The following is a 15,819-nucleotide window of genomic DNA, read 5'->3' as shown; positions in this document are numbered from 1 at the left end:
GAATATAGATGCACTATCCATGTAGTTTTACTACATGGATATTCGTCACCGTATGGATGCCACTCGCTTGCGGATTCTCCGCGAGCTCGCCGACCGAGGAACCGTCGGCGCTACTGCTCTCGCCCTCTCGATGACGCCGTCCGCCGTCTCGCAACAACTCAAGATCCTCGGCCGAGAGGCGGGGGTCTCGCTCCTCGAGCCGGACGGGCGCACGCTGCGCCTCACCGACGCGGGTCGAGCGCTGGTGCTTCGCGCCGACGACGTGGTGGCGGCGCTCGACCGGGCAGCGGACGAGATGGCGTCGTACCGAGGCTCGCCGCGCGGCAAGGTGCGAGTCGCGTTCTTCCCCTCCGGCGCGGCACTCCTGCTGCCCGGTGTCCTGACGGCGCTGAAGAACTCGGACGTGGACATCGACGCCTACGACGTCGACAAGCCGGCGTCGGCCGTCCCTGGGCTGTTGGCCGATCACGATGTGATCCTCACTCACCGTGACGAACGCGGAGCCGAGACGTCATTTCCCCGGGTCAGCGTGCAACCGTTGATGCGTGAACCGATCGATCTGGTGCTGCGGCCAGATCATCCACTCGCCGAGCAGGATTCGGTTCGGTTGGAACAATTGGCCGATGAGAACTGGATAAGCGTGCGCGGCGGATTTCCGGTCGACGACGTTCTGCTGTCGGTTGCGTCGGTAACCGGGGTCCAGCCTCGCGTCGCTCATCGGATAAACGATTTCCGCGTCATCGAAGAGTTGGTGGCTGCGGGCCACGGCGTGGCTTTGATGCCGCGTTACGCGATCACACATCCCGGAGTATCGAGGAAACCGGTGGCGGGAGTGCGCGCTGCACGCGTTTATGAATTGGCAACTCGATTACATTCCGATCGCAGTCCGGCAATCGGAGTGGTACTCGACGCCTTTCGCGACGTCGCACGTGCTGTTGGTGAATGAAGGGCTGTCGGTGAATGAAGGGCCGTCGGTGAATGAACGACGGTTGGTGAATGAACACAAAACGGGAGCGACACGATTAGTGTCGCTCCCGCTTCGGTAGTGCAATCTCCACTGACTATTGAGGCCCGGTTAGTGGAGGCCGGTTATCGATGGCCGGAATCAGGCGAGGGCCTTGGCCTTCAGTGCTGCGAATTCTTCTTCGCTGATGGTGCCGGCGTCGAGAAGTGCCTTTGCATCTGCGATGGATTCAGCCGGGGACTTTCCGGCAACCTCACGGATGTAGCTGTCCTGTGCATTCTTGACCTGCTGCGCAGCCTCGAGGGACCGCTGTGCCATTCCGTCACTGCGAACGATCAGGTAGACGAGCGAGGTGAGCAGCGGAATGAAGAACAGGAAGACGATCCAGATTGCCTTCACCCAGCCGGAGGTCTTGTGATCGCGGAACAGGTCGGTGATGATCGAGAAGAGCAGGATCAAGTACGCGATGAACGCGAAGCTGATGATGATCAGCCAGAGGAAGTCCCAAAAGGAATCCATTGTCGAGCTCCATTTCACAAGTCGGATTTGTCTGAGCTGACTATCTCACGCGCACGTGGCGTCTGCATCATCCTCGATGGGTGAATTCTTTTTGTTAACTTCGCTAACCGACTCTTTCGGGACCAATGTCATGCCGAATCGAAAACATGGACCGAAAATCTTCAGTGCCCTGAAAGCGACCCTGGTCCCACCCGAAAATCGGGTGAGACCAGGGATTGTTGGGAGCTGAGTGTCAGCTGGCGCGGTTCACTGCCGAGACCACAGCGCGCAGCGAGGCCGTCGTGATCGACGTGGCGATACCCACACCCCAGACGACGGTGCTCTGACCCTCCGGACCCGTCACGGCGCACTCGACGTAGGCCGCGGCCTGGGCGTCGTCACCGGCGGACATCGCGTGCTCGGAGTAGTCGAGGACACGAACGTCGAAGTTGATGCTTCCCAGCGCGTCGACGAAGGCAGCGAGCGGGCCGTTGCCGGTTCCCGAGATCTCCTGCTCCTTGCCGTTCACCTTGACGATCGCGGTGATCGCATCGGTGCCGCCGTCTTCCTCGGACGCGGTGACCTTCTGCTTCATGCGCTCGAGCGGGGTGATCGGAGCGAGGTACTCCTCGTGGAAGACGTCCCACATTTCCTTCGGCGAAACCTCGCCGCCCTCACCGTCGGTGATCTTCTGGACCGACTGCGAGAACTCGACCTGCAGACGACGCGGCAGCACGAGACCGTGATCGGCCTTCATGATGTATGCGACGCCGCCCTTGCCGGACTGCGAGTTCACGCGGATGACGGCCTCGTAGCTGCGGCCGACGTCCTTCGGGTCGATCGGCAGGTAGGGGACCTGCCAGAGAATGTCGTCGACGTCGGAGTTCTGGCTGTCGGCGTCGACCTTCATGGCGTCGAGGCCCTTGTTGATGGCGTCCTGGTGGCTGCCGGAGAATGCGGTGTAGACCAGGTCGCCGCCGTACGGATGACGCTCGTGGACGGGCAGCTGGTTGCAGTACTCGACCGTGCGACGGATCTCGTCGATGTTCGAGAAATCGATCTGCGGGTCGACGCCACGCGTGAACATGTTCAGAGCGAGAGTGACCAGGCAGACGTTGCCGGTGCGCTCACCGTTGCCGAACAGGCAGCCTTCGATGCGGTCTGCGCCGGCCTGGTAGCCCAGCTCGGCTGCAGCGACGCCGGTGCCGCGGTCGTTGTGGGGGTGCAGCGACAGGATGACCGAATCGCGGCGAGCCAGGTTGCGGTGCATCCACTCGATGGAGTCGGCGTACACGTTGGGCGTGGCCATCTCGACGGTGGCAGGCAGGTTCAGGATGACCGGGTTGGCAGGCGTCGCACCCAGGGTTTCGGTGACGGCGTCACAAACTTCCTTGGCGTACTCGAGCTCGGTGCCGGTGTAGGACTCGGGGGAGTACTCCCAGCGCCAGTTCGTGTCCGGGTACTTCTTGGACTCGGCCAGGACCAGCTCGGCGGCGTCGGTGGCGATCTTCTTGATCGTGTCCTTGTCGGCGCGGAAAACGACGCGGCGCTGCAGGATCGAGGTGGAGTTGTAGAAGTGCACGATCGCGTTCTCGGCACCTTCACAGGCCTCGAAAGTGCGCTTGATCAGCTCGGGACGCGACTGCGTCAGCACCTGGATGGTGACGTCGGACGGGATGGCGCCGTCCTCGATGATCTCGCGAACGAAATCGAAGTCCGTCTGGCTCGCGGACGGGAATCCGACCTCGATTTCCTTGTAGCCCATACGAACCAGGAGATCGAACATACGACGCTTGCGCGCCGGGCTCATCGGATCGATCAGCGCCTGGTTGCCGTCGCGCAGGTCGACGGCGCACCACTGGGGTGCTCGGTCGATGATCTTGTCCGGCCAGGTGCGGTCGGGCAGCGTGACTGTCTCGACCTCTTCGGCGAACGGGCGGTAGCGGAACGTCGGCATCGACGAGTTCTTCTGCGTGTTCCACGCAGGCTGGTCGGAAGGTGCCGGCTTCGTGGGCGGGGTGATGGTGCGAGTGCCGGTGGTGAATGCATCAGCGGGGGACATGGGTGTGATCTCCAGGATTGTGGACCCGGCCTGTTGACCTGTTGGTCAAGACCATGAGTCCGGAAGGCTTGGTCGACCGGCGCACAAAAACCCCGCGGCGGGAGGCCAGTCTGGATCAGACCCCGTCGCGGCAACCAAGAAGGAGTGCGCGCTGCATGGACAGCACTCTACTCCTGGATTTCGCGAGAAAACGGTGGGGTTCGCCCTCATGTCCAATTTGTCGCCGAATTGTGCTGCCGTTTCGGCACCGAAAATGGTGGACTGTCGTCCATGGATCCCCGAATCGCCGTGGCGAGCACGTACCTCGACGCGCTCCGCAGTCACGATGGCAGTTCCGTACCGCTGGCTCCGGACGCGGTACGCCACGAGGTCGGGCTCAAGACCGGATTTTCGGGGAATCATCTGCGGCGCAGCCTTTCCGGAGGTCCTCAGTATCGCGTGATCCGCGACATTCGTGAGGTGGAGTGGACGGTCGACGGGGACGACCTGACGGCTGAGTACCTCCTTGACGCCGGGTTGTTCGGGCGGAGCCTGATGACCGTTCGGGTTACCGAGACTTTCCGGATACCCGCTGACGATCACCGCATTCACCGCATCACCGCAAAGATCCGACCGGCGCGCGCCAAGCACACGTGATGCGTTCGATCCGCTGGGTCGTCTGTTCACTGCTGATCGTTCTCGCCGGGCTCGGTTCTGCCGGTTCGGTGGTTGCGCTGTTCGTCCACACCCAGGTGAACGACACCGACAGTTACGTCGAGACGGTTGCCCCGTTGGCTTCCGAACCTGCTGTCCAAGCGGCTGTCGTTGACCGGCTGACCGAGGAATTGACGCAGCGGTTGGACGGGTTTCCGCAGGTGGTGACGAGACAGGCCGAGAGACTCGTTCGCGAGGCGGCTCAGTCGTTGGTCTCGAGCGAGAAGTTTGCGACGCTCTGGACCGCGGCCAACCGTCAGGCGCACGTGCAACTTGCCGCGATGGTGACCGGCCGGGCCACCGACGGCATCGTTCGGTCCGACGACAGCGGAACAGTCACCTTGTCCCTCGAACCGGTCATGACAGAACTGCGGACGAACCTCCGCGATCGCGGATTCACCGTCGTCGATCGTCTCCCGACGTTCGATCCGCAGTTCGAGATCCTGCAGTCCGACGAGCTGGTGCGGGCTCAGGACCTCTCGAACTCTCTCGACCGAGCAGCGGCTTGGCTGCCGTGGGTGTCGGTGGCGTGTGCGATCGCGGCCGTCGCAGTTGCACCGGGGCGAATGCGGGCGCTGTCCCTGGTCGGGCTGGCGACCGCGGTGGCGATGATCGCCCTGCTGGTGGCGCTGGCCGTCGTGCGTCGGGTCTATTTACAGAATTCAGACATACCGTCATCTGAGGCGGCAGTCGCGGTGTACGACGCGCTCGCAGTTTCGCTGGTCAGCACTATCCGCGTCCTTCTCGCCTGCGGAGTTGCCGTCGCGGTGGTCGGTTATGTTGCCGGTGGCTCGCGTTCTGCGACGTTGATGCGAGCGCGGATCTCGCAACTGATCCCGCGGGGATCTGAGGCGAACAGCAGTACGCATCGGGAAGTCCCAGGACCACCTCGGTAAGCTCGACCTCTGGTATCTGTAAACAATTTCGACCTGGAGGTAGAAACGCGTGGCTCTCGTCGTCCAGAAGTACGGCGGATCCTCGGTGGCAACCGCCGAGCGCATCCGACGAGTCGCTGAACGGATCGTCGAGACCAAGAAGGCCGGCAATGATGTCGTCGTCGTGGTGTCAGCGATGGGCGATACCACCGATGAGCTGCTCGACCTGGCTCAGCAGGTGTGCCCTTCCCCGCCGGCCCGTGAAATGGACATGCTGCTGACCTCGGGTGAGCGCATCTCCAACTCCTTGGTTGCGATGGCAATTCATTCTCTCGGTGCCGAGGCTCGCTCGTTCACGGGCTCACAGGCCGGAGTCATCACCACCGGCAGCCACGGAAACGCCAAGATCATCGACGTCACCCCGGGCCGTGTTCGCACCGCGCTCGACGAGGGCTCGATCGTTCTGGTCGCCGGATTCCAAGGCGTCAGCCAGGACAGCAAGGACATCACGACGCTCGGACGCGGTGGCTCGGACACCACTGCCGTGGCGTTGGCAGCTGCTCTCGACGCGGACGTCTGCGAGATCTACACCGACGTCGACGGCGTTTACTCCGCCGATCCGCGCATCGTCCCCGACGCTCACCGTCTCGAGACGGTTTCCTTCGAGGAAATGCTCGAACTCGCAGCGTGCGGTGCCAAGGTGCTCATGCTCCGCTGTGTCGAGTACGCCCGTCGCTACAACGTGCCAGTGCACGTCCGTTCGTCATACACCACCAAGCCCGGAACAATCGTGTCCGGATCGATGGAGGACATTCCTGTGGAAGAGGCCCTGATCACCGGAGTCGCGCACGATCGCGGCGAAGCCAAGATCACCGTTGTCGGATTGCCGGACACACCGGGACACGCTGCCAAGGTGTTCCGCGCTGTCTCCGATGCCGAGATCAACATCGACATGGTGCTGCAGAACATCTCCAAGGTGGAGACCAACAAGACGGACATCACCTTCACGCTGCCGACGGCTGACGGCCCGCGCGCCGTCGAGATCCTGACCAAGCGTCAGGATGACATCGGTTTCACACAGATCTTGTTCGACGACCACATCGGCAAGGTCTCCCTCGTCGGCGCCGGCATGCGCAGCCATCCGGGTGTCACGGCCACGTTCTGTGAGGCGCTGGCCAAGGCCGACATCAACATCGACCTCATCTCGACTTCCGAGATCCGCATCTCCGTGCTGGTCAAGGACACCGAACTCGACGACGCCGTGCGCGTTATCCACGCAGCCTTCGGACTGGGCGGCGACGAAGAAGCTGTAGTACACGCAGGAACAGGACGGTAATTTCTGATGACGACAATCGCTGTTGTCGGTGCGACCGGTCAGGTCGGCATCGTCATGCGCACTCTGCTCGAAGAACGTAACTTCCCCGCAGACAAGGTGCGGTTCTTCGCATCGGCACGCTCTGCCGGCAAGAAGCTGACGTTCCGCGGCGAAGAGATCGTTGTCGAGGATGCTGCAGCTACGTCCGACGAGGACCTGAAGGGCATCGACATCGCCCTCTTCTCCGCCGGTGCGACGCTGTCCCGTGCACAGGCTCCGCGGTTCGCCGCTGCCGGTGCGACCGTTGTCGACAACTCTTCGGCGTGGCGCAAGGATCCCGAGGTTCCCCTCGTGGTCAGCGAGGTCAACCCGCAGGACGCGAAGAACCTGGTCAAGGGCATCATCGCGAACCCCAACTGCACCACCATGGCAGCGATGCCGGTGCTGAAGGTTCTGCACGACGAAGCTGGTCTGCAGCGTCTGATCGTCTCCAGCTACCAGGCTGTGTCCGGTAGCGGCATCGCCGGCGTCGAGGAACTCCTCGGCCAGGTGCGCGCCGTTGTCGGCGACGCCGAGAAGCTGGTTCACGACGGCAGTGCCGTCGACTTCCCGGCCCCGAACAACTACGTCGCTCCCATCGCGTTCAACGTCCTGCCTCTCGCAGGTTCGCTGGTCGACGACGGAAGCGGCGAGACCGACGAAGATCAGAAGCTCCGCAACGAGAGCCGCAAGATCCTCGGACTTCCTGATCTGCTGGTTTCGGGCACCTGCGTGCGCGTTCCCGTCGTGACCGGGCACTCGCTCGCGATCAACGCAGAGTTCGCCAACCCGCTCTCGGTCGCTCGTGCGAAGGAAATCCTCGCCGATGCTCCCGGTGTGGAGCTGGTAGAGGTTCCGACGCCGCTGGCCGCTGCCGGTGGCAACGCGTCGCTGGTCGGTCGCATCCGTCAGGACGAGGGTGTTCCGGAGGGCCGCGGACTCGCGCTCTTCGTCTCGGGTGACAACCTGCGTAAGGGCGCCGCTCTCAACACGATTCAGATTGCCGAGCTGTTGGTCGGCTAAGCATCTTTTTTGCCAGTGACCCCGTGCCTTGCGGTGCGGGGTCACTGTCGTTTTGCTGGTGCGTTTCAGTCCAGTTCGGAGATCGCGACCAGGCCGCCGAGGTCGTCGGCGTCCGAATACGCCTTGGCGAGAAGCGCACCGAGTTCACCGACAGGTTTCAGTCGTCTTTCTAGCGACCTACCGATTGGGCGAGAGCTACGGCGAAGCTGGAAAGTCGTTCTCGGGTATAGCTTTCGGGGTCGCTGACGGCCAACCGTCCGAGCATTTCGGCAAACGACATCATCGTGTGGGCGAGGAGAACCGGATCCAGTCCTTCGAGTTTCGGTTCGATGGCAATTCCGGCGCGGGCCAGTTCTTCGGCGCGAGCGAAAACGGCTCCGCGTGAGAGCTTCAACAGACCGTGATACTCGCTGGGTGCGTTCTCGACAGACGTGAGAATCAGGCGCCAGCGCGTCGGGTTCGCGAGTACGGCGTCGACGAAGGCTCCAACGGTTCCGGTGTACGACGCGGCTGGGCCGAGCTCGCTCAGATCTGTCGGCATGGTTTCGAGCACCTGAGCGATGGCTCGCTCGTGCTCGCGGCGCAGCAGTGCGGCAACGAGATCGGTTCTCGTGTCGAAAATTGTGTAGAGGACGGGCTTGCCGACGCCGGCTTCGGCGGCGACTGATTCCATGCTGAGGTTGTGCAGGCCAACGCGGCCGGTGACCTCGAATGCTGCGTCGAGGAGCTGTTCGCGACGTTGCTCGGGCGCCATGCGCGGAGCGTACTTTCGACGCGGTGTGTCCGTTGTGTCTGCCTGTGACCTGGTCATCGTGTGCCTCACCTCCGCTCCCACCCTAATCTGCCAGCCACTTCTCCATGAATCATACGCAACCGTTGTATTCGGCGTGTGCAATTGTTACGGTGGCGTTGTATTCGAAGGGGTGCTCAGTGAGGCGCCTCTGCCGAGATCTCGAGGAGAACAACCGCTATGACAGCGCCGAATGATCTGTTGCTTCATCCCTCCACTTACGATCGGCCGGAGTTCGACGCGACCACGCGGAGACTGCTGGGCGCGACCGTCGACTGGTTCGAGGCACGTGGAAAGAGTCGGCTCCTGGCCGACTATCACGACAAGACCTTCTACTCCGATTTCCTCGATTTCGCGGCGAAGGAAGGGTTGTTCGCCACATTTCTGACGCCGGCCCGCGACAGCGGTGGTGACTCCGACAAGCGCTGGGATACCAGTCGTATCGCCGCGCTGTCCGAGATCCTCGGCTTCTACGGACTCAACTACTGGTACCCGTGGCAGGTGACCATTCTCGGTCTCGGGCCGGTGTGGCAGAGCGACAACGAGACGGCAAGGGCGCGAGCAGCTTCCGCGTTGAATTCCGGAGGTGTTGCGGCATTCGGATTGTCCGAGAAAGAGCACGGCGCCGACGTCTACTCCACCGACATGGTCTTGACGCCGAACGGCGGTGGCGGCTACCTGGCCAGCGGTTCGAAGTATTACATCGGAAATGGCAACTGTGCCAACACTGTTTCCGTCTTCGGTCGCGTCGATGGAGTGGAGGGTGCTGATCAGTACGTCTTCTTCTACGCTGACTCGGACCATCCGGCATTCACCGTGGTGAAGAACATCGTTCCGGCGCAGATGTACGTGGCGGAGTTCTCTCTCGCCGACTATCCCGTTGCGGCAGAAGGTATTCTGCATACCGGTGAGGCAGCCTTCAGTGCCGCACTCAACACGGTGAACATCGGAAAGTTCAACCTGTGCTTCGGTGGAATCGGTATGTCGACACATGCGTTGTACGAGACGATCACCCACGCGCACAATCGAATTCTGTTCGGTAATCCAGTCACCGCCTTCCCTCACGTGCGACGTGAGTTCGTAGACGCGTACGCGCGCCTGCTGGCAATGAGGCTTTTCTCGGATCGAGCGGTGGATTATTTCCGTACTGCATCGCCCGAAGACCGCCGCTATCTCTTGTTCAACCCCGTCACCAAGATGAAGGTGACAACCGAAGCGCAGAAAGTGATCGGACTGCTCTCCGACATCGCTGCGGCAAAGGGTTTCGAGAAAGACAGCTACCTCGCGGTGGCCAAGATGGATGTCGACGGGTTGCCCAAGCTCGAAGGGACCGTCGCCGTCAATCTCGCCCTTATCGCCAAGTTCATGCCGGCGTACCTCTTTGCCCCCGAGTCATTTCCGGCGATTCCGACGCGCAATGACGCCGCCGACGACGAGTTCCTGTTCCGTCAGGGCCCGGCACGCGGGCTGTCGAAGGTTCGATTCGATGACTGGCGAGCGGTGTACGCGAAGTTCGCGGATGTTCCCAACGTCGCGCTGTTCGTCGAGCAGGCAGAAGCGCTCGTGACCCTTTTGGCCGAAGCTGCACCGGATGCGGCGCAGCAGGTCGACTTGGACTTCGGCTTGGCGATCACCGAACTCTTCACCCTCGTCGTCTACGGCCAGCTGATCCTCGAACAGGCCGAGATCTTGGGATTGGACGAGGGGCAGCGCGACGGCGGGGTCCTGGATCAGATCTTCGATGTCTTGGTTCGCGACTTCAGTGCTGCGGCGGTGGAGTTGTACGGCAAGCCCAGTGCCAGTGAAGATCAACAACGGTTGGCTCTCGCATCCATTCGGCGCCCCGCGTTTGCGGCCGAGCGATTCGAGTACGTCTGGCAGCAGGTTGTTGCTCTGTCCGGTGCATACGAAATGAACGGTGCTCGCGAAACGAACGGGGAGGAATGAAATGTCTGAACTGACAATGAATCGACCGCGTGAGGATTACGGCTTCTTCGGCCCAGGATCACCCAGTTGGAAAATATGGGCGGCTCCGACAGCATTGATCGGTTTCCAACGGTCAGTGGTGCTCGAGCACTTCGACCCCTTTCTTGCTGCCGCAGTGGCAGACATGAGCGGGATCTACAGCGATCCGGCCGGGCGACTCGACCGAACCTTGGCCTACTTCCTGACCGTCGCCACTGCCGACGGGCGGACGGCACTGGCCTTGTCCGACCATCTCATGACGGTTCACGCTCAGGCCACGGGCATCGAACCGATCACCGGAACTCGTTACAGTGCAAACAATCCGGCGTCACAACTGTGGATCCACGTGACCGGTTGGCATTCGGTGCTCAAGTGCTACGAGATGTATGGGCCGGGCCCACTCTCCGCCGTCGAAGAGCAGCGGTACTGGGAAGAATGCGTGATCGCTGCCGAACTACAGACATGCAAGACCTCCGACGTTCCACGCTCCCGAGACGAGGTACGTGAGTACTTCGCAGAAGTCAGGCCCAGATTGTGTACCTCCGAGCGTGCCAACCGGGCAATGCACTACTTGTTGAGAACTCCGAGAGCGCAGGGGAAGACGAAGTTCGCGGCCTTCAGCCGATTGGTCGCGCCGGCCACTATCGCGACTTTGCCCGGCTGGATGCGAACGATGGGTGGGTTCGATCAGCCCGCGTTGTTGGACAGGGCAATTGCGCCCGCGGTGCGAACTGCAGTCCGGGTGGGCAGTTCACCGAAGAATATGACCACTGCTCTGAAAGTCATTGCGCCGATGACGGGCAAGGTGTTGGAGCGGCACCTGCGTGACGAGCAACCCCTCGACCCGAGGGTTGTCACCCCAGCAGAGATTCGGGAGCGATTCCCGCGAGCCGCCAAGGTTCCGCAGGCAGTCTGACGGGTTCGCCACGGCCTGTGGGCTCCGTATCGGGTGCTGATGTCCGATGCGGAGCCTGGCCGTGTTCTGTTGTCCCCGAGAAGCTCTTCTCAGGTTTTGAAGGTGGTGTTCGCCGGCCTGGGGTGCCGCTGCGGGTCGATCGAGGGCGGTGGGATGAACCACGGTTTGTTGTCGACGCCTATTCTGATTTCCCATTTTCCGACGAACCCCGCTTTGCGGTGCATCAGCCGGTGGTGCGAACGGCACAGTAGGACAAGGTTGTTCATCACTGTCGGGCCGCCGTTGGCCCAGTGCTTAATGTGGTGTGCGTCGGTCCAGGCCGGTACGCATATGCAGCCGGGGAAGGCGCAGCCCTTGTCTCGGGCGATCAACGCCACTCTCTGTTCGGCGTTGACCAATCGTTTTCCGGGTTTCGCATCCAAGGGTGCGCCGTGAGCGTCGAGTAGGACGGTCGAGAGGAAGCAATCGCAGCCGAGGAGTCTGGTCTGTGAGACCGACAGCGGTCCGAGCCATGGCATGTGTCCGACGTCGAGATCAGACGGGGACTCTTCACCATCAGAAGGCGCGGCGGCACAATCCCGATGCTCAGCGAGATCGCGAGCATTGATGTGCACGTTCACGTGCGGTCGTTGGCCGCCATCGGTACCGGTCTTGGCACAGTCCAGATAGCGGCGGATCAGTTCGGTGAACCCGTCTGCCGTCCGCTTCGCCGCCGACCGAGCATCGGGAGTTCCGTCGGGTGCTGGGGTGGGCATCGTCAGATTCGACAACGCCGACAGCAGCATTTCGCCGGTGAGGGCGTCGAAATCGCCGCGCACCACCACCCGGCCGTTCAAGGTCGAGGCGATCCGCAGTTCGTTCTGGTCGACGTCTTCGGCGGGTGGAATCTCATCGGACTCGAACATCCGCTCCAATGTTGCGATAACGTGCCGCACCTTCGTCGTTGTCGCCTCCACACCCGACGCTGCTGCGAGCAACAAATCGATGCACTTCGGTAGCGCTTCGTCCGGCATGCCTTTCGGTGGTGATTCGCAGAACGCGACGATCAAGACGGCATGTTCGAACGAGCAATCCCCCGCATCGAAACTCGCTGCCACCGCGGGAAACGGCCGCAAAGCTGCACCCAACGCGGCGATCTTCTTCCCGTCCCGAACCTGCAGCATCGTGTTCGCCGCCAACCACGCACCGACTCCGCGGGACGCAATCACCTGATCATCCGGACGCATCGCCAGTTCGTCGACCACCGCCACCCGAACGGCTTCCAGGCGCAGAATCTCGATACTCGCCGACACCGCAGCAGCCCGTAACTCCGCAGCAGACAACCGCCACAGGCGTCCGCGTAACCCCACCGCAGAACCCGATACCACGTCCGACAGATAGACACTCATTGAATCCCCCGATCCCCTCCTTGAATCATACTCGAACATACTTTCGAGTCAAGAGCGTTTTTGAATCCTCGGTTTCTCCCAAAGATTCAGGAGTGCATCCGTTGTCCGCGAATGTGTTTCGTCGGGACGGAGGCCGTCATCGAGTGTCACGACCGATGGGGTGGGGTATAGGCCACCGATTCTCAAACTTGGCTAAAGAATGCGGTCGGCGTTTGACCGCGTGAGCACACGGGTAACCCGCTCCGGATGCCGTCAGCGTGAGGGGGCCGTGAGTGGACGAGTCACACAAGATCCGTCGCCGATCGTTTGTTCAAGGGCTTGGTCTGCTCGCTGGACTGAGTGCATTGTCCGCTGGATCTGCGACGGCTCGACCTCCTGATGTCGATCCACTGCGCCCGTTCCAACTTCCGTCACCCCGGCTGGAACCGTTCCGGGAGCCCCTTCCTGTCCTGCCGGGCATTTCGGGTGGCAATCTGGAACTTCGCGCGGCGTCGTCGATGCACCGGTTCCATCCGGACCTACCGTCGTCGCCTTCGCTGGGATACGGCGGGTTGGACTATCTGGGCCCCACCATCGAGGCGCACGTCGATCAGCTCGTGACAGTGCGATACGCCAATGACATTGCTGCGTATCCGCTTGCCGCCGATGTCGATCCGGGCCTGCACGGTGTGAGCGACCTCGACCGCACACAGGTCCCCACCTCGCTTCACCTGCATGGAGGAGTTACTGCACCACAGTTCGACGGACATCCGGAGTTGATTCAACGGCCGGGCGAAGGTTTGGTCCACGAATACACGAATGGTCGTGCGGCCGGTAATCTCTGGTACCACGATCACGCCATGGGGATGACTCGCCTCAACGTCTACGCCGGGCTGGTCGGGATGTATTTTCTCCGTGACGAAGCTGACACAGGCACAGCCGGGAACTCTCTCGGCTTGCCGTCCGGTGAGTTCGAGCTTCCGATGATTCTGCAGGACAAGGTATTCACCTCCGACGGTCAGCAGAGTGTCCGTTCCACGTGGCTCACTCCGCAAGGTTCATGGGATCCGGCGACTCCTGGTGACGTGGGTGTGGTGAACGGCGTCGTATGGCCGAAAGTGGAGGTGGCTCGCGGACTGTATCGATTGCGACTGCTCAACGCCGCAACCTACTCGGTGTGGAATCTACACTTCGCAAATCGTATGCGGTTCTGGGTGATCGGGTCCGAAGGCGGACTATTGGCCGCTCCTGCGCCGACGGATCACGTCCGGTTGAGTCCAGGTGAACGCGCTGATCTGCTGGTCGACTTCAGCATGCTCGAGCCGGGCACGACGGTGGAATTGCGCAACGATGAACCGGTACCTCTTGCGGTGGCTCAACGCGGCACGCAGGTGATGCCGGTCTTCTGCCGATTCGACGTGGGCAGTGCAGCAGGGTTCACCGGCACGATCCCCCAGCAGCTGAATTCCGTTGCCGCCGAGCCTGCGTCCCCGGATGTGGTGCGAAATCTCACGATCATGCAGCTGTCGCGTCCCTCGGATTATCCCTCGATCACCATGTCGCTCAACAATTTGCGGTTCACCGATTCGGATATCGAATTGCCGCGCCAGGGGACCGTCGAACAATGGAATCTGATCAACATCACCACGGAACCGCATCCGATTCATCTGCATCTGGTGGCGTTCCGCGTTGTGGGACGCCAGAACATCGACACTGCAGCGCTGATGCAGCGGTATCCGGTACCTGACCTGGGGGTCCGGTGGACGCCGTCGGCCGAGGAGTTCCTGACCTCCCCGCTGCGGCCTCCCGAAGTGTGGGAAACGGGGGAGAAGGACACTGTCATCGTGGATGCCAACTCGATTACCCGCGTGATCGTTCGCTTTCCGACGGCGGACGAGCTGGGCTTCGATCCGGATGCAACATTCGCGAGAGGTTCCATGGCGGATCACTCGGCACACGGTGAGGCCGGCATGGAGGACCTGCAGGGGTACGTCTGGCACTGCCACATGCTCGATCACGAAGACCACGACATGATGTTGCGATATCGGGTGGTGACGTAGCCTTCAAAGGGAGAAAAGTTCCCAGAGGAGGCAGCTGTGTCGGAAGGTGCGCCCACCGGGCCCCTGGACGGATATCGGGTGATTGAACTCGGAACCTTGATCGCCGGGCCCTTCGCCGGGAAATTGCTCGGCGACATGGGAGCCGACGTGATCAAGATCGAATCACCGGACCGCCCAGACCCGCTTCGTACCTGGGGTCAGGCTGAGCAGGACGGTCATCGATTCTTCTGGACGGTTCACGCCCGCAACAAACGGTGTGTGACGTTGGACCTTCGCGTCGACGCGGGACGAGACCTGTTTCTGAATCTGGTCGAACATGCGGACGTGGTGGTCGAGAACTTCCGGCCGGGCACCCTCGAAAAATGGGGACTGGGATTCGACGTGCTCAGCGCGCGCAACCCGAAGTTGGTCTTGGCCAGGGTATCCGGGTACGGGCAGAGCGGGCCGCAGGCGAAGAGTGCCGGCTACGCCTCGGTGGCTGAGGCAGTCAGCGGATTTCGGCATCTGAATGGCTATCCAGGGCAGGCACCTCCGCGTATTGCTCTTTCGCTCGGAGATTCCCTCGGCGGGATGTTCGCCGTTCAGGGAGTGTTGGCGGCGTTGCTCTCACGAGAGCGGACCGGCCGCGGTCAGGTCGTCGACGTTGCTCTCACGGAATCCTGTCTGGCGGTGCAGGAATCCACGATTCCGGATTACGACCGCGGCGGCATCATCCGACAGCCCTCGGGAACGAGGTTGGAGGGTATCGCGCCGTCCAACATCTATCAGACCTCTGAAGGAAACTGGGTGGTGATCGCGGCCAATCAGGACACGTTGTTCGCTCGGCTGTGCAGCATCATGGGTTCACCGGAACTTGCTCAGGACAAGCGTTTCGCGGATCACGTTGCGCGGGGAAAGCACCAGGACGAACTCGACGAACTGATCGCCGAATGGGTTGTGGCACAGGATCCCGCGACGCTGGTGGAACGGCTGACCGAAGTGGGAGTTGTTGCCGGGCCGATCAACACGGTTGAAGACGTCGTCAAGGATCCTCAGTTGATCGAACGGGGAATGCTTGTCGACCACTACGACGAGCGGATCGGAGAAAACGTCCTCGGTTTGGGCGTCGTGCCTACCTTCAGTGAGACCCCTGGATCGGTGCGCAACGCGGGAGCGTCGGCGCCGGGTCACGACAACTCCTCGGTCTGGGGCGGGCTCCTCGGACTCTCGGACGACGAGCAGGCAGAACTGAAAACGAAGGGCGTGATCTGAC

The 15,819-nt window shown here is 61.8% G+C and carries 13 protein-coding genes; 9 read left to right on the top strand and 4 right to left on the bottom strand.

All coding sequences use genetic code 11. From position 1 onward, the window contains the following. Nucleotides 1-52: 52 nt before the first annotated feature. On the top strand, nt 53-946 hold the full coding sequence (locus ACFWAD_RS00540) for a LysR family transcriptional regulator (protein ID WP_378542873.1): 894 nt from the start codon (nt 53-55) through the stop codon (nt 944-946). 159 nt (nt 947-1,105) lie between these two features. Here ACFWAD_RS00540 and ACFWAD_RS00535 read toward each other — a convergent pair whose 3' ends face one another. Next, on the bottom strand, nt 1,106-1,483 hold the full coding sequence (locus ACFWAD_RS00535) for an SHOCT domain-containing protein (RefSeq protein ID WP_003943489.1): 378 nt from the start codon (nt 1,481-1,483) through the stop codon (nt 1,106-1,108). A gap of 232 nt (nt 1,484-1,715) precedes the next feature. Beyond that, on the bottom strand, nt 1,716-3,524 hold the full coding sequence (gene leuA, locus ACFWAD_RS00530) for a 2-isopropylmalate synthase (protein WP_003943488.1): 1,809 nt from the start codon (nt 3,522-3,524) through the stop codon (nt 1,716-1,718). 270 nt (nt 3,525-3,794) lie between these two features. Between leuA and ACFWAD_RS00525 the strand changes: the two genes are divergently transcribed. From ACFWAD_RS00525 to ACFWAD_RS00510, 4 genes are read left to right on the top strand one after another with little or no spacing between them, the layout of a single operon-like run. Next, nucleotides 3,795-4,160, top strand: coding sequence for a hypothetical protein (locus tag ACFWAD_RS00525; protein ID WP_378540521.1), 366 nt, complete (start codon nt 3,795-3,797; stop codon nt 4,158-4,160). Continuing rightward, the gene (locus ACFWAD_RS00520) at nt 4,160-5,113 is read left to right on the top strand and encodes a hypothetical protein (protein WP_378540519.1); all 954 of its coding nucleotides are present in this window, start codon (nt 4,160-4,162) and stop codon (nt 5,111-5,113) included. Before ACFWAD_RS00525 ends, ACFWAD_RS00520 begins: the two co-directional genes overlap by 1 nt. Nucleotides 5,114-5,162: 49 nt before the next feature. Beyond that, nucleotides 5,163-6,428, top strand: a complete 1,266-nt coding sequence (locus ACFWAD_RS00515) for an aspartate kinase (RefSeq protein WP_378540517.1) — start codon at nt 5,163-5,165, stop codon at nt 6,426-6,428. 6 nt (nt 6,429-6,434) lie between these two features. After that, nucleotides 6,435-7,469, top strand: a complete 1,035-nt coding sequence (locus ACFWAD_RS00510; RefSeq protein WP_378537010.1) for an aspartate-semialdehyde dehydrogenase — start codon at nt 6,435-6,437, stop codon at nt 7,467-7,469. A gap of 169 nt (nt 7,470-7,638) precedes the next feature. On the opposite strand, the gene ACFWAD_RS00505 is transcribed toward ACFWAD_RS00510, so the two are convergent. After that, nucleotides 7,639-8,280 carry a TetR/AcrR family transcriptional regulator gene (locus ACFWAD_RS00505; protein WP_378445687.1) on the bottom strand — a complete coding sequence of 214 codons (642 nt, stop codon included), beginning with the start codon at nt 8,278-8,280 and terminating at the stop codon, nt 7,639-7,641. 138 nt (nt 8,281-8,418) lie between these two features. Here ACFWAD_RS00505 and ACFWAD_RS00500 point away from each other — a divergent pair, with 138 nt between their 5' ends. Together ACFWAD_RS00500 and ACFWAD_RS00495 are read left to right on the top strand one after the other, a co-directional pair. Next, the gene (locus ACFWAD_RS00500; protein WP_378542871.1) at nt 8,419-10,206 is read left to right on the top strand and encodes an acyl-CoA dehydrogenase; all 1,788 of its coding nucleotides are present in this window, start codon (nt 8,419-8,421) and stop codon (nt 10,204-10,206) included. 1 nt (nt 10,207) lies between these two features. Then, complete coding sequence (locus ACFWAD_RS00495) at nt 10,208-11,140, top strand: oxygenase MpaB family protein (protein WP_378537014.1); 933 nt, start codon at nt 10,208-10,210, stop codon at nt 11,138-11,140. An 89-nt stretch (nt 11,141-11,229) separates the two neighbouring features. Here the strand turns inward: ACFWAD_RS00495 and ACFWAD_RS00490 are convergent, their stop codons facing one another. Continuing rightward, a complete protein-coding gene (locus ACFWAD_RS00490) occupies nt 11,230-12,528 on the bottom strand; it encodes a DUF222 domain-containing protein (protein WP_378540515.1) in 1,299 nt (432 codons plus the stop codon). Nucleotides 12,529-12,800: 272 nt separating this feature from the next. Between ACFWAD_RS00490 and ACFWAD_RS00485 the strand changes: the two genes are divergently transcribed. Continuing rightward, nucleotides 12,801-14,567 carry a multicopper oxidase family protein gene (locus ACFWAD_RS00485; protein WP_378540513.1) on the top strand — a complete coding sequence of 589 codons (1,767 nt, stop codon included), beginning with the start codon at nt 12,801-12,803 and terminating at the stop codon, nt 14,565-14,567. Between the two features lie 36 nt (nt 14,568-14,603). Next, on the top strand, nt 14,604-15,818 hold the full coding sequence (locus ACFWAD_RS00480; protein ID WP_378537022.1) for a CaiB/BaiF CoA transferase family protein: 1,215 nt from the start codon (nt 14,604-14,606) through the stop codon (nt 15,816-15,818). Nucleotide 15,819: the final 1 nt, after the last annotated feature.

The sequence above is a fragment of the Rhodococcus sp. NPDC059969 genome (genome assembly GCF_042738325.1).
In the GTDB taxonomy this organism is placed as follows: domain Bacteria; phylum Actinomycetota; class Actinomycetes; order Mycobacteriales; family Mycobacteriaceae; genus Rhodococcus_F.
This window is presented reverse-complemented; position numbering and strand designations above follow the sequence as displayed.